The sequence below is a fragment of the Alkalibacillus almallahensis genome, assembly GCF_011761495.1.
GTDB lineage: Bacteria > Bacillota > Bacilli > Bacillales > Alkalibacillaceae > Alkalibacillus > Alkalibacillus almallahensis.
Window position 1 is genome coordinate 157,774 of the sequence record NZ_JAASRU010000002.1, and the last position, 16,116, is coordinate 173,889.

Consider the following 16,116-nt stretch of genomic DNA (forward strand, 5'->3'; position numbering starts at 1 on the left):
AATGCATACAGAGGTGATGAGATGGCGGAAGAGTGGTTTGTGATTGAACATGGACTATTAGATGCTGATGTGAATATGGCTGTTGATGAATGTTTATTAAATTGGCAGAAGGAAGGTAAAATGAAACCAACACTACGCTTTTATGGTTGGACCGAGCCGAGTTTGTCAGTCGGTCAATTTCAATCTGTTGAACAAAGCATTGATTTTGAATCAGTTGAGGCCTATCATTGTCAATTTGTAAGACGATTAACAGGTGGAAGTGCTGTATTACATGATGATGAATTGACTTATAGTATCGTTCTTCCTGAAGACCATCAAATGATTTCATCGTCTATTAAAGATGCTTATTATACGTTGTCTCAGGGTCTAGTGAAAGGCTTTGAGCAGTTAGGAATTAGAGTAGAGCATGCAACGCCAAGTGAACAAAGTGCTTCAAATAGAAGCGATGTTTGTTTTGAGCGTCCTGCTTATTATGAGTTGCTTGCTCAGGAAAAGAAATTATCCGGGAATGCTCAGATCAGAAAAGATGGTGTTTTATTGCAGCATGGTTCAATTCCATTGACGCTTGATACGACAATGCTTTTTGATTTATTTCGATTTCCAAATGAGGAATTTAAAAACCATAGACGCCAGTTGTTTAAAGAGAAAGCAACAACAATTAATCAGTTGAATCATGATGAATTCAATTATGATGATGTAAAAAATGCTCTTAAGAAAGGATTTGATGAAGCATTTGATGTTAAGTTAGTACCTTATGAATTAACGAAGGAACAGTGGGATGAAGTTTACCAGTTAGTAAAATTTAAATATGGAAATGATAACTGGAATTTTAAACGAAATAGACAGGAGGCATAATGTTATGGCAGATCAAACGACTTATGTTAGAAAACCTGAATGGCTTAAAACACGATTGAACACGAATAAATCTTATAAAAGTTTAAAGAAATTAATGCGTGATAATCGGCTTAATACGGTATGTGAAGAAGCGAAATGTCCAAATATTCATGAGTGCTGGAGTGAGCGTCAGACAGCTACCTTTATGATTTTAGGTGATACTTGCACGCGCGGGTGCAGGTTTTGTGCAGTTAAAACGGGTCTTCCGAATGAATTGGACTGGAATGAACCACAACGCGTTGCAGACTCTGTTAAAGTTATGGGATTAAAACATGTTGTTGTTACTTCTGTTGCACGGGATGATTTAAATGATGGTGGCGCGGCTGTTTTTGCTGAGACAGTTAATGCAATTCGTCGTGAAAATCCAGGGTGTAGTATCGAGATATTACCTTCAGATATGAAAGGTGATTACGAAAGTTTACATACGTTGATGGACAGTGGACCTGATATATTTAACCATAACATTGAAACAGTTCGTCGACTAACTAAAAAGGTAAGGGCTATTGCTCGTTACGAAAGATCATTAGAATTATTAAGGCGTGTTAAAGAAATTGCACCTAATACACCGACAAAGTCAAGTATCATGGTTGGTTTGGGTGAGACAAAAGAAGAATTAATAGAAGCATTGGATGATTTACGCGCACATAACGTTGATATTGTGACTATTGGGCAATATTTACAACCAACCCGTAAACATTTAAATGTGGAACGTTACTACCATCCAGACGAGTTCGAGGAATTAAAACAGATTGCGTTAGAAAAAGGATTCTCACATTGTGAGTCTGGACCTTTAGTGCGTTCTTCTTATCATGCTGATGAACAAGTGAATGCATCGACTCAAAATCGAATTAAGTATATGCAAGGGGTCGAGGAACAAGAAGGTAAATCAGTATTTTAATTAACAATGGGGCTAGTTTGAATAATATTATTTTATATTCAAACTAGCTTTTTTAGTTAATGTACTGGTTATGACTCTAGTAGATGATTATAGAGTTTTCCTGAATTCAACCTGTTATATCAGGGTGAATATACATAATTATTGAAAAATACAGTTCAATAAAATAGAACATTTAGTTTTAAAGGTCATTACAGATCATTTCTATTAATCTAGCAAAACACATAAATTTGGTGAGTAATTAAAGTTTGTCGAAATAAATCGAATGCAATAATTTTAATAGTAATATAATAATTTGAAATATAATTGTAAAATTCATAAGGTGACACATGTGTTATACTAAGCAACAGAGTATAAAAGTAGAGTAAATTTAGAGGTGACTGAATCCATGAGGAAAATTATTTTTTTAACGATATTGTTTGTTTCATTCAGCAGTTTGATCGCCATAAATACATATGCTGAACCGAGTTTAGAAGAACGTGAAGATGAAGTTAGTGAAGAACGAGCTCAATTACAAGAGGAATTATCAGGTGCTGAGCAAGAGTTAGCTGATGTTGTGACAGAATTAGAAACATTAGATCAAGAGATTGAAAGATTAAATGGAGCAATTGAGAAAAACGAAGAAAAGTTAAAGGACACAAAAGATGAAATCCAAACTAAAGAAGAAGAAGCGAAAAAACTAGAACAAGAGATTGAAAAAATTCAAGAAAGAATTGATACGAGAAAAGATGTCTTAAAAAATCGATTATCATCACTACAAAAAAATGGTGGTAGTGTTGACTATATCGAAGTTGTTCTAGGTGCTAGTAGCTTTGGAGACTTTGTCTCTCGTGTTTCAACAGTCAATAAAGTGATGGATTCTGATAAAAAGTTGGTTGAACAGCATATTTCAGACCAAAAAGAACTAGAAGAAAAAGAACTGGCATTAAAAGATCGTATGAGTGAACTTAAGAGTAAAAAAGAAGAAATTGTTGGCATTAACGACCTTTTAGAAACTCAAAAGGAAGAAACAGAAAACAAAGCTCAAACATTAGAAGATAAAGAAAGTGAACTAGTAGCCTTACAAGAAGAATTACAGGTAGAAGATAGTCGTTTAGCTTCTATTCAAAACAGTATAGAACAAGAAATTGAAGAACAAAATCAACCTGTTTCATTAGCATCACAAGAAACATCTAATAACAGTTCAAATAGTAGTTCATCTAATAATTCTAGTAGTTCATCTAGTAATTCTAGCGATTCTAATGATTCATCTAGTCAATCCAGCAATCAATCAAGCTCGGCTCCAAGTGGTAACGGCAGCATGGAAAGTGTTATCCAAGCAGGTATGTCACAACGAGGAACTCCTTATGTTTGGGGTGGCTTATCAACATCAGGTTTTGATTGTTCAGGATTTTTAACTTGGGCATTTCAACAAGGTGGATTGAATGTTGACGGTCGTAGCACCTCTGATTTTGTCCATGTAGGAACTCGTGTTTCTGCTAGTCAAATGCAACGTGGTGACCTAGTATTCTTTGATACAAATGGACGAAATGGTCATGTTGGTATTTACTTAGGAAACGGACGATTCTTAGGTGCGCAAAGTTCAACGGGAGTAGCTATTGCTAATATGAATTCAGGCTACTGGGCTAACAACTTTAGCGGTCACGTTCGTCGTTTACAGTAAGTTAAGTCTGATCTCTACTTTATAAAATACGGATAGTTAACAGGTACCCGAACTAACTGTTTATTAAACAGCTAGTTCGGTTTTTTTTACTCAAATTTTTAAACTAGCAACTAATACTCATTGGCTGTTAGGATAAAACTAGTTAAATCATATGCAAGGGAGACGAAACTTATGTCAAATCGTTTAGATAAGATTATTTCAGACGTAACGGGTGAATCCATTAATCAACTGAAGGCAGTTTCTGGTGGGGACATAAACGATAGCTACTATGTTCAAACAATGAACCAAGAGTATTTTGTAAAAGTGAATAAGCAAGGTCCAGAAGCATTTTTCAATCGAGAAGTAGAAGGACTTCATAAAATTAATGAAACTAATACGATCAATGTTCCGAGCGTGATCGATGTGAATGATCATGATGATTTAAGTTATTTAATATTAGAATGGATTGACGCACAAAATCATGGTGATGAACGACAACTTGGCGAACAGATTGGTCAATTACATAAACAAACGCATGATTACTTTGGTTATCCGCATTTCACATATGTCGGAACGCTTAAGCAACCTAACGATTTATACGAGTCTTGGAATAAATATTATCGAGATCAACGTTTGTTGAACCAGATTCAAATTGGTGAATCTCTTGGTGTAATTAAAGATGAGCGACAAAGGAAGGCATATCAATTGTTAGAACGGATTGAGTACTTAACTCCTGAAAAACCCGATGCTTCATATTTACACGGGGATTTATGGAGTGGGAATTGGATGTTTTCAAAAGATGGGGATCCTTATGTCTTAGATCCATCATTTTTATTTGGGGATCGTCATTTTGAATTAGCGTTTACAGAACTGTTTGGTGGATTTTCAAACAAATTTTATGAAGGTTATCGATCAACCAATCAAATCGAACCTTATTATTCTGATGTTAAGCCACTTTATCAACTTTTTTACCTGCTTGTACATTTAAATATATTTGGTGAGGTGTATGGTGCATCAGTAGATCGCATTGTAAACTATTATGTAGGTTGAAAATAATATTAATTAAATCATCGATTTCTGCTACACTAGGTGTGTACTTAAATGTTTTGAAATAATTAAAATGGGTAAACTATAGATACGCTAGAAGGAGGTGAGATTATGAGTGATGATAAGCAAGATGTAGTCATGTTTCCTCGATGGCGAAAGGAATTAGAAAATAAAACGTATGAAGCTATTCAGAAGAAATATTATGAAGAAGCATTATTACATATTAAAAAGTTAGAAGATTTTAATGAAGCCTCCCATGACATTATCACAGCAAAAGTAATCGCATACGTCGAGTTAGCTCGTTATGATGAAGCGATTAGTTTGTGCAGAAGGTTAATGCGGGAAGATCAAGATCATTATTATAAGTATTTACATATTTACTTAACCATTCTATTTCAGACGAGCCAGTACCAAGATTTAATTGAATTACTGGATGAGATATTTGAAACAGAAACGGTTCCGTTTGAATATCAAGATGCATTTCAACAATTATACGATGTGAGTGCAGATATGCGTGCTTCTGCATCTGAGACAGAATCAGTAGAACATATCAATCATTTTATTGAGGCACTGGAGAATGGAAACTTTCAAGAACAATGGAAGTTACTGTCTTATCACCGAAAACACGAAGTTGATCCTTATTTAGAAATGGTCAAGCCCTATCTAAGTGATACGAGGTTGAATCCAGTGATTAAAACAGGAATCCTTCAATGGTTTATGGAAGAAAAGGTAGAAGAAGCCGTTGAGGTCGAAAAGTTTGGTGAATCTGATCACGTTAGGCCAGTTGAGTTAAGTGATGTTTTAGATACGTCATTTGCCAAAAGTGTGATTCATTACTTAGAGGATGTTGAGCAAAATGATCCTACCTTATTTGAATTTCTGAAACAAATTCTGTATCGCTATTTATACATAAAGTTTCCGTTCGTACCTCAGCCAACGCAAAATAATGTGACCGATTTAGGCGAAGCAGTTTTATTGTTGGCTCAGCAGTACTTACAATTAAATGAAGGTGTGGATAAACATCAAGAAGCTACTCCTGAACAACAGGAATGGATGAAGGATATAGAGCGATTAGAGAAAATATATTTCTCTCAAATTGGTGAATAAAATTCGTTAAACATGTGTGTTGAACGTCTAAGTTTCTATGTTATAATATATGAGTTGCATTATGCATGAATAGTGATTGCATGAACCAAACGACAATAAAGTAGATGAATAGATGTTGGAGGGAAGAATTATGTCAGCAAAATGGGAAAAGAAAGAAGGTAATGAAGGCGTCCTAACGGTAGAAGTGGATGCGAAGGAATTCGACCAAGCGCTAGACCAAGCCTTTAGAAAAGTTGTCAAAGATGTTCAGGTGCCAGGATTCCGTAAAGGTAAGGTGCCTCGTGGTATTTTTGAACAACGCTTTGGTGTTGAGTCTCTTTATCAAGATGCAGCTGATATTGTACTACCTGATGCTTATATGAAAGCAGTGGAGGAAACAGGGATCACACCTGTTGATCGTCCTGATGTTGACGTTGAACAAATTGAAAAAGGTCAACCTTTTATTTTCAAAGCGACTGTCACAGTAAAACCTGAAGTTGAGCTAGGCGAATATAAAGGCTTAGAGGTAGAAGAGCAAGATACAACTGTTACAGATGAAGAAGTAGAAGAAGAACTGAAATCATTACAAGAAAAACATGCTGAACTTGTCGTTAAAGAAGAAGGACAAGTTGAGAATGGCGATACAGTTGTTATTGACTTTGAAGGTTTCTTAGATGGTGAAGCATTCGAAGGTGGTTCAGCAGAAAACCACACATTAGAAGTAGGTGCTGGTCAGTTTATTCCAGGATTCGAAGAACAATTAGTTGGTAAATCTGCTGGAGAAGAAACAGAAATTCAAGTAACATTCCCAGAAGATTATCAAGCAGAAGAATTAGCTGGTAAAGAAACAACATTTAAAGTTAAAATTCATGAAGTGAAAACAAAAGAAGTACCAGAACTTGATGATGAACTTGCAAAAGATGCTGAAGAAGAAGTTGAAACACTAGATGAACTTCGCGAAAATACTAAGCAGCGCTTACAAGAACAAAAAGTACAAAATGCTGATCAAGAAAAGCGTGAAACATTAGTCGAAAAAGCTTCTGATAACGCTACAGTTGAAGTTCCTGATGCAATGGTTGATTCTGAACTTGATCGTATGTTGCAAGAATTTGAACAACGTCTACAAATGCAAGGCATGACGCTAGATATGTATTATCAATTCTCTGGTCAAAGTGAAGATGATCTTAAAGAGCAAATGCGTGAAGATGCACAGAAACGTGTTCGCACTAACTTAACGCTAGAAGCAATCGCAGCAGAAGAAAACTTAGAAGTTACAGAACAAGATATTGAAGATCAATTACAAGAAATGGCTTCAATGTATCAAACAGATATAGAACAGCTAAAACAAATGCTTGGTGGCAACACTGAAGCACTTAATGAAGACTTGAAGCTTAAGAAATCAATTGACTTCTTGGCTGAACATGCCAAAACGGTATAAATATAATATAAAACAAGGCGCGTTTTTAACGTGCCTTGTTTTACAATCATCATAATGTTTTGTTTTGCAGGCATATGGTGTTAATAATAAAGGTTTAATTGTACACACCTTGGTAAGAATAGACATAATGTTATATATAAGTTTTTCTTTTGACTTAAACGTCTGAGAAGTACATAATGGAATGTGTAAAATGAATGAGGTTCTAATATCTTCATTTGTGAATTAAAAAGTATTTCAATTAGAATGTTAAGTAGTATGAATGAATGTTTTGTCAAACATATCATGGTTAACTACAGATAATTTATGGGGTGAAAGTATGTTTAAATTTAGTGATGAAAAAGGCCAATTAAAATGCTCGTTTTGTGGTAAAACACAAGATCAAGTCCGCAAATTAGTAGCTGGACCTGGCGTTTATATATGCGATGAATGTATTGATTTATGTACAGAAATTGTTGAGGAAGAGTTAGGCTCAACAGAACAAGAGGAAATGACAGAGCTTCCTAAGCCTAAAGAGATCTGTGATATCTTAGATGATTATGTCATTGGGCAAGAAGAAGCGAAGAAATCTCTATCTGTTGCTGTTTATAATCATTACAAGCGTATTAATTCAAGCAGCAAAGAAGATGATGTTGAGTTATCAAAAAGTAACATTTTACTACTAGGTCCAACAGGTAGTGGTAAAACATTACTCGCACAAACAATGGCACGTATCTTAAATGTGCCTTTTGCGATTGCTGATGCAACATCACTAACTGAAGCTGGTTATGTTGGTGAAGATGTTGAGAACATCTTACTCAAATTAATTCAAGCCGCTGACTATGATGTTGAAAAAGCAGAAAAAGGTATTATCTATATTGATGAGATCGATAAAGTAGCACGTAAATCAGAGAACGCTTCAATTACACGTGATGTTTCAGGTGAAGGTGTCCAGCAAGCATTGCTTAAGATTTTAGAAGGAACACAAGCAAGTGTACCTCCACAAGGTGGACGTAAGCATCCTCATCAAGAATTTATCCAAATCGATACGACGAATGTGTTGTTTATTGTAGGTGGCGCATTCGATGGCATTGACCAAACAGTTAAACGTCGTCTTGGTGAACGTGTGATTGGGTTTGGCTCAGAATCAACTGGCGAACAACTTGAAGAGTCAGAACTGTTGACACAAGTATTACCAGAAGACTTACTGCGTTATGGATTAATTCCGGAGTTTATCGGCCGTCTACCAGTAATTGGTAGCCTAACACCATTAGATGAAGATGCTTTAGTCGATATCTTAACTCAACCGAAAAACGCTCTATCAAAACAATATGAAAAACTATTCGAAATTGATGACGTTGAGTTAGAATTGCAAGATGATGCGCTTCGTGCGATTGCTAATAAAGCAATTGAACGAAACACTGGTGCGCGTGGTTTACGCTCAATTATTGAGGATATCATGCTTGATGTGATGTTCGAATTACCATCTCGTGATGATATTGAGAAATGTATTATCACACGCGAAACAGTCGAGGGCGAAAATGGTAAGCCAACGTTAGTCCTAAGTGACGGAACAGTGGTTGATCAAAACAAAGAAACACCCAGAGAAAGCGCATAAAAACGAATCGTGATGATTGGCTAGCTTTGAGGGTACTCTCCTCGTTTAGGTGAGAGTACCCTCTTTGTGTATGACCTATTATGAAATGAACATGAAACGTGTAAACTACAGTTATAATCGTGGCTTCTATAAGTATTGTTTAAACTTAATAAGTTAACATAGCTTCCAGTATAGAAGTTGCGACCGTATTCGGAGGTGCAAACAATGAATCAAGATCATGAAACGATTATTCCATTACTACCACTTAGGGGCGTGATTATTTACCCTTCAATGGTTCAACATCTAGATGTAGGACGAGAGCATTCTGTCAAAGCGTTAGAGGATGCCATGATGTATGATCAAAAATTATTACTCGTAGCTCAACGCGATACATCTGTTCAAACACCAACTCAAGATGACCTGTTTGAAGTTGGAACAATCGCTTATATTAAACAAATGGTTAAATTACCGAATGGGACAAGCCGTATTTTAATTGAAGGTTTAGAACGAGCAACACTTAAGGAAATCAAACAGGCAGAACCGTTCTTTACAGTGACATACGAATCCATTCATGATGAACATGGTGATGACACTGAAGAACAAGCTCAGATGCGTATGTTAATTAACCAATTTAGTGAGTATACAAAGGTCTCTAAAAAGACAAAAAGTGAAACTTATGACACTGTAAAAGACATTGATGAATCCAGTCGCCTTGCTGATATAGTGACTTCACATTTGTCCCTTAAAATTGAACAAAAACAACATATCTTAGAGACAGCTTATGTTCCTGATCGACTCGACTATATTATCCAAACCATCCAAAATGAAAAAGAAGTTCTTTCGATGGAGAAGAAAATTGGTCAACGCGTTAAACGGTCGATGGAGCGAACTCAAAAAGAGTATTATTTGCGAGAACAATTGAAAGCCATTCAAAAAGAGCTAGGGGAACGAGATGGTAAAACAAGCGAGATTGATGAGCTAAAAGAAAAAATCGAAGAAGCTGAAATGCCTGAGCGTATCGAGGAAATAGCCCATAAAGAATTAAATCGTTATGAGAAAGTTCCTCAAAGTTCTGCAGAAAGTTCAGTTATTCGTAATTATATTGAATGGTTGGTTGCTTTACCATGGACGAATGAAACAGAAGATAATTTAGATGTAAAACGAGCAGAGAATGTACTAGATGAAGATCATTATGGATTAGATCGTGTGAAAGAACGTGTCTTAGAATATCTTGCGGTTCAACAATTGACGGATTCAGCTAGTGGTCCGATATTATGTTTGGTTGGACCACCAGGAGTTGGTAAGACGTCGTTAGCTCAATCAGTCGCTCGTTCAGTTGGCCGGGAATTTGTTAGAGCCTCACTTGGAGGTGTCCGTGACGAAGCAGAGATAAGAGGGCACCGCAGAACCTATGTTGGAGCAATGCCAGGGCGAATTATGCAAAGCATGAAATCAGCTGGCACCGTTAATCCAGTCTTTTTATTAGATGAAATTGATAAAATGGCCAGTGATTTCCGTGGGGACCCATCTTCAGCCATGTTAGAAGTGTTAGATCCTGAGCAAAATGATAAATTTAGCGACCACTTTATAGAAGAGCCTTATGATCTATCGAAGGTTATGTTTATAGCAACTGCTAACAATTTATCCACTATTCCTGCACCCTTGTTAGATCGTATGGAAGTAATCTCTATTGCGGGTTATACGGAATTGGAGAAGTTGCATATTGCTAAAGAACATTTAATCATGAAACAACTCGAGGAAAATGGTTTAACAAAGTCACAATTACAATTCCGTGATGATGCTATTTTAAAACTTGTCCGGATGTATACGCGTGAAGCGGGTGTGCGTAATCTTGAACGTGAAATAGCTTCGGTTTGTCGTAAAGCAGCTAAGAAAATTGTTTCAGAAGAGAAGAAGCGAGTAGTTGTGACTGAAAATCAACTTGAGACATTACTAGGCAAACCGAAATTCCGGTACGGACAAGCTGAACGTGAGAATCAAATTGGAACAGCGACAGGTTTAGCTTATACACAAGCTGGCGGCGATACGTTAGCGATTGAAGTGTCGATTGTACAAGGAACTGGGAAATTAACCTTAACTGGTAAACTTGGTGATGTCATGCAAGAATCAGCTCAGGCTGCCTTCAGCTATGTTCGAGCAAGAGCAGATGAATTCGAGTTAGAAAAAGATTTTTATGAAAAGTATGATGTCCATATTCATATTCCAGAAGGGGCTACACCGAAAGACGGCCCATCTGCAGGGATCACGATTGCCACTGCCTTAGTGTCAGCTTTGACTAATCGTCCCGTACGAAAAGAAGTAGGGATGACTGGTGAAATTACTTTACGTGGACGTGTTTTACCAATTGGCGGCTTAAAAGAAAAATCTTTAAGCGCCCATCGTGCAGGGTTAACTACGATTTTAATGCCTGCTCAGAATGAAAAAGATTTAGAAGATATTCCAGAAAGTGTCCGTGAACAGCTGACATTTATTCAAGTGAGTCACTTAGATGAGGTCTTAGACCATGCGTTACTCGCTAAGGAGGCGATACGATGAAAGTCAATCATGCAGAAATCGTCATAAGTGCTGCTAGTAAAGCTCAATACCCTGAAGATGAAAAACCTGAAATTGCATTATCTGGTCGGTCGAATGTAGGGAAATCATCATTTATAAATAAAATGATTCAACGTAAAAACTTAGCTCGTACGTCAGGTAAGCCTGGCAAAACACAGACGCTTAATTTTTATAATATTAATGATGCATTTTATTTTGTAGACGTACCTGGCTATGGTTATGCTAAAGTTTCTAAACGTGAAAGAGAAGCTTGGGGTCGTATGATGGAAGAATATTTTCAGACGCGCGAAACGCTTCAAGCGACCGTATTAATTGTAGATTTTCGTCATCCACCAACTGAAGATGATTTAATTATGTATGATTATTTGAAGTACTTTGACTTACCAGTGATTGTGATCGCGACGAAATTAGATAAGGTGAAGAAATCTCAGCGTGATAAACATCTTAAAACGGTAAAAGAAGAATTAGAGCTGGAACCAGAAGATGTTGTGATTCCATTTTCAGCGGAAACTGGAGAAGGAAAAGATCAAGCTTGGCAGACATTGAAACAGTATTTATAAGTGAAGATCCCGATGAATGAGTCGGGATCTTTTCGTGTTTTCATTGGTTTGTCACAAAATTAATACTGAATTGTGATATAGCTCAAATTATTAGTCACGATTAGCTTTTATAATGGATGTAAGAGATTAAATAGTCGATAGGGTAGGTGTTGAATGGTATGAGGTTCTTATATGTCGTTGTGGTGATCGCTTTTATTGATACTTTTATTCAACTACCTATTATGACGCCTTATGCATTAAGTTTGGGGGCAAGTGAAACACTGGCGGGAGTCATTGTCGCGATGTATTCCTTATCAAATGTTTTAGGTAATATAATCGGTGGTTATTGGGTGGACCGGATCGGAAGAAAACCCATTATAATCATAGGTATGGTTTTGGTAAGTTTCACTCTATTCTTCTATCCCTTAGCTGTAACAGGTGAGCAGTTATTATGGATTCGTTTTGTTCATGGACTTTTCGGTGGTGTGTTAGTGCCTGCAGCTTTTGCATTAATTGGTGATTGGGCGAAGGATACTGGAAACAAAAAAGTGATGGCTTTTGCTGGGGGTTCAATAGGAATTGCGGCGATTGTTGGACCTGCACTAGGTGGTGCTTTAGCGGCAGCGGGTCAAATCATTTATGTATTTATTTTAGTGGCGTTTGTGTTTCTTATAACAGCTGTTTTAAGTATTCGTTATATTAAATCTATGTCCCCTGTTCAGGACAAGACACCTGTAGACCGTCAGACATTAAATGCAATTTTAACTAACCGTGGAGTTCTGAAGGCATCTACAGTTGCGTTCACGTTAATGTTAAGTAATGGGACACTTGCATTTGCTTTACCAATTTTGGTTGATCAACTTCAATTAACGACGGTCGCTACTGGTTTATTATTGAGTTTATTCGGTATTTCAGCTTTATTCATTTTTATGACAAGATTAAATGTGGTATTTGTTCGATTCACCCCATTCACCCTTGTCTTCGCAGGGCTAGGTATCATTGCATTTTCTATGGGGATTTTGCACTTTGCCTTTAATTTATCGATGCTTATAGTTGCTATGATTGTTTATGGAATAGGGTTTGCTTTCATCTTTCCATCAATGAACCAAATGATCACCAATAGTACGGATGAAACCTTACGCGGAAAAGCATATGGATTATTTTATAGCTGCTTTTCACTTGGCGTAGTGGCTGGCTCAAGTGTATCAGGCATTGTACAACAATCATGGGGCATACCATTCATCTTCTGTGTAGGCCTAATCATAATTAATTTGATCATCCTAAGACAATTGAACAAAAAATAATTTGTTTTATTTCTTTGTTCTGTTAAAGTCTAGTGTTGATTTTCAAATAGTATAGCAGTGAGTTGTTGAATTGTGAGTAGCGAAGGCGGCGACTCCTGTGGAAACAGCACGTGTCTCGAGACCCCGCAGGCCATGCATTTGGGCCGAGGAGGCTCGAGCCGTGCCCACGGAAAGCGTCCGCCGAGAGCAGATCACAATATCAACAACGGACTTTATTAGACCTTATTTCTTAAACAACATAACAAACCCAATAATGATTAAAAGAATTGGCCAAAATTGTTCAATCATATTGAAGACAACATCTAACCAGCCGAGCCATGTAGGCATAGCGAACGCAGATAAAGCTAAAAACGAAATCACAATAAAAATAATACCGATAATCGTACCTTGGCGCTTTTTCTGTGCTCGTAAAATGAATGCAATACCAATGATTAACGTGTACATCCCCCAGTGATCAATCCAATTTACTTGATGCTGTAACAAATGAAAATGAACACCTAAACCAAACAAAATTATCCCAGGTAATATATTGTCATGTTGATTATTACCATATGCACTAAATAAAAACGCAACACCTAAGATCACTAAAATAGAAGGCCAATTGCCAAATTGTGATAAAATAGGTATATCATATTGCTGAATGAGGAAATATAAACCGAAACCAATTAAAGTAATAGCTAAAAATGACTGCGACTGTTTCACGATATAAGTCTCCTTCATAGTTAAATTGCTTGAAGCATCATGTCGAATGTGATAGTCTACAAATAGTTATTAATAATAATTCTAAAGAAATAATAGAACAAAATTTCATAAATTGTTCATCTGCTTTTAGTTTAATTGATATGAGCAGTTGTTACAATGTATTTAGACGTAGAGAAATGAATCAAGGGGTGACATACATGCATTTTCTTGTATTGACAATGAATTATCGAACAGCCCCAATTAACATAAGGGAAAACTTAACTTTTCCTGATGATCAACTCAGTGAAGCCATGCATCAGCTAAATGAACAAAAAAGCATTTTAGAGAACGTCATTGTATCAACATGTAATCGTACAGAGTTATACGTTGTTGCCGATCAGTTGCATACTGGTCGTTATTATGTGAAGAAGTTTTTAGCTGACTGGTTTTCAATGGATGTTGATTATATTGGTAATTTCATTGACATGAAAGAAGACAATGAAGCCATTGAACACCTGTTTAAGGTAGCTGCGGGCTTAGATTCAATGGTATTAGGGGAAACACAAATATTAGGACAAATTAAAACAGCATTCAAACGCGCGCAACAAGAAGATGCGTCTGGTTTGATGTTTAATCAATTGTTTAAACAAGCTATTACTAATGCTAAACAAGCTCATAAAGAAACAGGCATTGGACAAAATGCTGTTTCAATTAGTTATGCTGCTGTCGAATTATCTAAAACGATTTTTGATAACCTAAAAAATCAACATGTGGTTATTTTAGGTGCCGGTAAAATGGGAGAGTTAGCTGTTCAGAACCTATATGGTTCAGGTGTTAAAGACATTACAGTTGTTAATCGTACTGTTGAGAAGGCTGAAGAAGTAGCAGATAAATTCTCTGGACAAGCTCGTTCAATGGATGAATTGGACACGGTTCTAAAAGATGCTGATATTATGATTACTTCAGTGGGAACAGATGATTATATTTTGAATAAAGATTTTCTTAAACCTATGTTGAAGTCACGTCATGGTAAACCGTTATTTATGGTTGATATTGCTGTTCCACGGAATCTTGATCCTGATATTGAGGAATTGGATGACATTTTCCTATATGATATAGATGATTTACAAGGTATTGTTGATCATAATTTATCTGAACGACAAGAAGCGGCAGAAGAAATTCATCAAATGATTGAATCAGAGATGAATGAATTCAATGAATGGATTAAAACGTTAGGTGTTGTACCAATTATTTCAGCGTTACGTGAAAAAGCATTAACCATTCAACAAGACACGATGGCATCAATTGAACGTAAAATGCCTGATTTAACAGCACGAGAGAAAAAAGTGTTAAATAAACATACGAAAAGTATTGTCAACCAAATGCTTAAAGAGCCGATCTTACAAGCGATAGAAATGGCTGGTGAAGAACACGCTGATGATATGTTGAAATTATTCGTTCGTGTGTTTGGCATTGAAGAGGAAGTTGAACAAGAGATTAAAACACAGAGTAACAAGCATCAAAGCCACAAATCAGTCAATCAATCACTTCCTATTGCACAATTTGTTAAGGCAATGCAATAGATGAGAGAGGGGTTCTCTCATGGCGATCTTAGAGCAAATTAGATTATATGAAATCATTGTCTTATTATACGGGTTAAGCTTAACGTTGTATTTCTATGATTTTGTTGAACGGAACCGGAAGGCGAATCGTTTCGCCTTCTGGTTACTTTTATTCGTCTGGATTTTACAAACAGGTCTTTTATTTAGCAATATATATTCAAATGGATTTATTGCCATGTTTAATGGTGTTGAGGGTTTATATTTCTATGCTTGGTTAATATTGTTAGTATCGATTGTTGTAAATTATTTCTTCAAAGTCGATTTAGTTGTTTTTATCGTTAATTTAATCGGCTTTTCATTAATGGTTTTATCAATTTTAAATATAGCTTCAAGTGACGCAACTGCTGCTACAAATTATATTATCAGTGAGATTCTAGTTTCCCATATCGTTTTAGCTTTTGTTGCGTATACGCTTTATACATTATCATTTGCGTTCGCTACGCTGTATTTAATTCAGTTTTACCTGTTAAAAAGAAAAAGATGGCGTTCATTGGTTAAGCGAATTGGAAATTTAGCTCAACTTGAAAAGATATCTTTTCTATTAACAGTTTTTGCAACGCCGTTGTTGTTAATATCCCTCATTTTAGGTGTGTTATGGGCATACACGGCAGATGATTTGTTTTATTGGATGGATGCTAAAACAGTTGGATCATTTGTTGTGATTGGCATTTATTCAATAATTCTATATATTAGAGTTAGACATAAATTAATCGGGAAAAAGATAGCAAAATGGAATGTTTTCGCGTTCTTATTTTTATTTTGTAATTATTTAATTTTATCAATGTTGTCTAACTTCCATGGTTTATAAATAAGGAGGCTAT

At 36.2% G+C, this 16,116-nt stretch carries 13 protein-coding genes; 12 read left to right on the plus strand and 1 reads right to left on the minus strand.

Going from position 1 to position 16,116, the window contains the following annotated elements:
- Positions 1-21 precede the first annotated feature (21 nt).
- The 10 genes from FHR85_RS02830 (at position 22) to FHR85_RS02875 (ending at position 12,992) form a co-directional block, all read left to right on the plus strand.
- A complete protein-coding gene (locus tag FHR85_RS02830) occupies positions 22-855 on the plus strand; it encodes a lipoate--protein ligase family protein (RefSeq protein ID WP_167260861.1) in 834 nt (277 codons plus the stop codon).
- Between the two features lie 4 nt (positions 856-859).
- Positions 860-1,792 carry a lipoyl synthase gene (lipA, locus tag FHR85_RS02835; protein WP_167260864.1) on the plus strand — a complete coding sequence of 311 codons (933 nt, stop codon included), beginning with the start codon at positions 860-862 and terminating at the stop codon, positions 1,790-1,792.
- Between the two features lie 385 nt (positions 1,793-2,177).
- Positions 2,178-3,452: a C40 family peptidase gene (locus tag FHR85_RS02840; protein ID WP_167260866.1), complete on the plus strand. Its 1,275-nt coding sequence runs from the start codon at positions 2,178-2,180 to the stop codon at positions 3,450-3,452.
- 171 nt (positions 3,453-3,623) lie between these two features.
- Positions 3,624-4,481 carry a fructosamine kinase family protein gene (locus FHR85_RS02845; RefSeq protein WP_167260868.1) on the plus strand — a complete coding sequence of 286 codons (858 nt, stop codon included), beginning with the start codon at positions 3,624-3,626 and terminating at the stop codon, positions 4,479-4,481.
- Between the two features lie 108 nt (positions 4,482-4,589).
- Entirely contained in the window at positions 4,590-5,585 is a 996-nt protein-coding gene (locus tag FHR85_RS02850) for a tetratricopeptide repeat protein (protein ID WP_167260870.1), read from the plus strand.
- Positions 5,586-5,715: 130 nt separating this feature from the next.
- Positions 5,716-7,002 carry a trigger factor gene (gene tig, locus FHR85_RS02855; RefSeq protein ID WP_167260872.1) on the plus strand — a complete coding sequence of 429 codons (1,287 nt, stop codon included), beginning with the start codon at positions 5,716-5,718 and terminating at the stop codon, positions 7,000-7,002.
- A 316-nt stretch (positions 7,003-7,318) separates the two neighbouring features.
- Positions 7,319-8,596: an ATP-dependent protease ATP-binding subunit ClpX gene (gene clpX / locus FHR85_RS02860; RefSeq protein WP_167260874.1), complete on the plus strand. Its 1,278-nt coding sequence runs from the start codon at positions 7,319-7,321 to the stop codon at positions 8,594-8,596.
- 204 nt (positions 8,597-8,800) lie between these two features.
- Positions 8,801-11,131: an endopeptidase La gene (gene lon, locus FHR85_RS02865; RefSeq protein ID WP_167260876.1), complete on the plus strand. Its 2,331-nt coding sequence runs from the start codon at positions 8,801-8,803 to the stop codon at positions 11,129-11,131.
- The gene (gene yihA, locus FHR85_RS02870; protein ID WP_167260879.1) at positions 11,128-11,709 is read left to right on the plus strand and encodes a ribosome biogenesis GTP-binding protein YihA/YsxC; all 582 of its coding nucleotides are present in this window, start codon (positions 11,128-11,130) and stop codon (positions 11,707-11,709) included. The genes lon and yihA overlap by 4 nt, the downstream gene beginning before the upstream one ends.
- A 158-nt stretch (positions 11,710-11,867) precedes the next feature.
- The gene (locus tag FHR85_RS02875) at positions 11,868-12,992 is read left to right on the plus strand and encodes an MFS transporter (protein ID WP_167260880.1); all 1,125 of its coding nucleotides are present in this window, start codon (positions 11,868-11,870) and stop codon (positions 12,990-12,992) included.
- A gap of 222 nt (positions 12,993-13,214) precedes the next feature.
- Here FHR85_RS02875 and FHR85_RS02880 read toward each other — a convergent pair whose 3' ends face one another.
- On the minus strand, positions 13,215-13,694 hold the full coding sequence (locus FHR85_RS02880; protein WP_167260882.1) for a LiaI-LiaF-like domain-containing protein: 480 nt from the start codon (positions 13,692-13,694) through the stop codon (positions 13,215-13,217).
- 197 nt (positions 13,695-13,891) lie between these two features.
- On the opposite strand from FHR85_RS02880, the gene hemA reads away from it, so the two are divergent.
- Together hemA and FHR85_RS02890 are read left to right on the plus strand one after the other, a co-directional pair.
- Positions 13,892-15,256 carry a glutamyl-tRNA reductase gene (gene hemA / locus FHR85_RS02885; protein WP_167260884.1) on the plus strand — a complete coding sequence of 455 codons (1,365 nt, stop codon included), beginning with the start codon at positions 13,892-13,894 and terminating at the stop codon, positions 15,254-15,256.
- A 19-nt stretch (positions 15,257-15,275) separates the two neighbouring features.
- Entirely contained in the window at positions 15,276-16,103 is an 828-nt protein-coding gene (locus tag FHR85_RS02890) for a cytochrome C assembly family protein (protein WP_167260893.1), read from the plus strand.
- Positions 16,104-16,116: the final 13 nt, after the last annotated feature.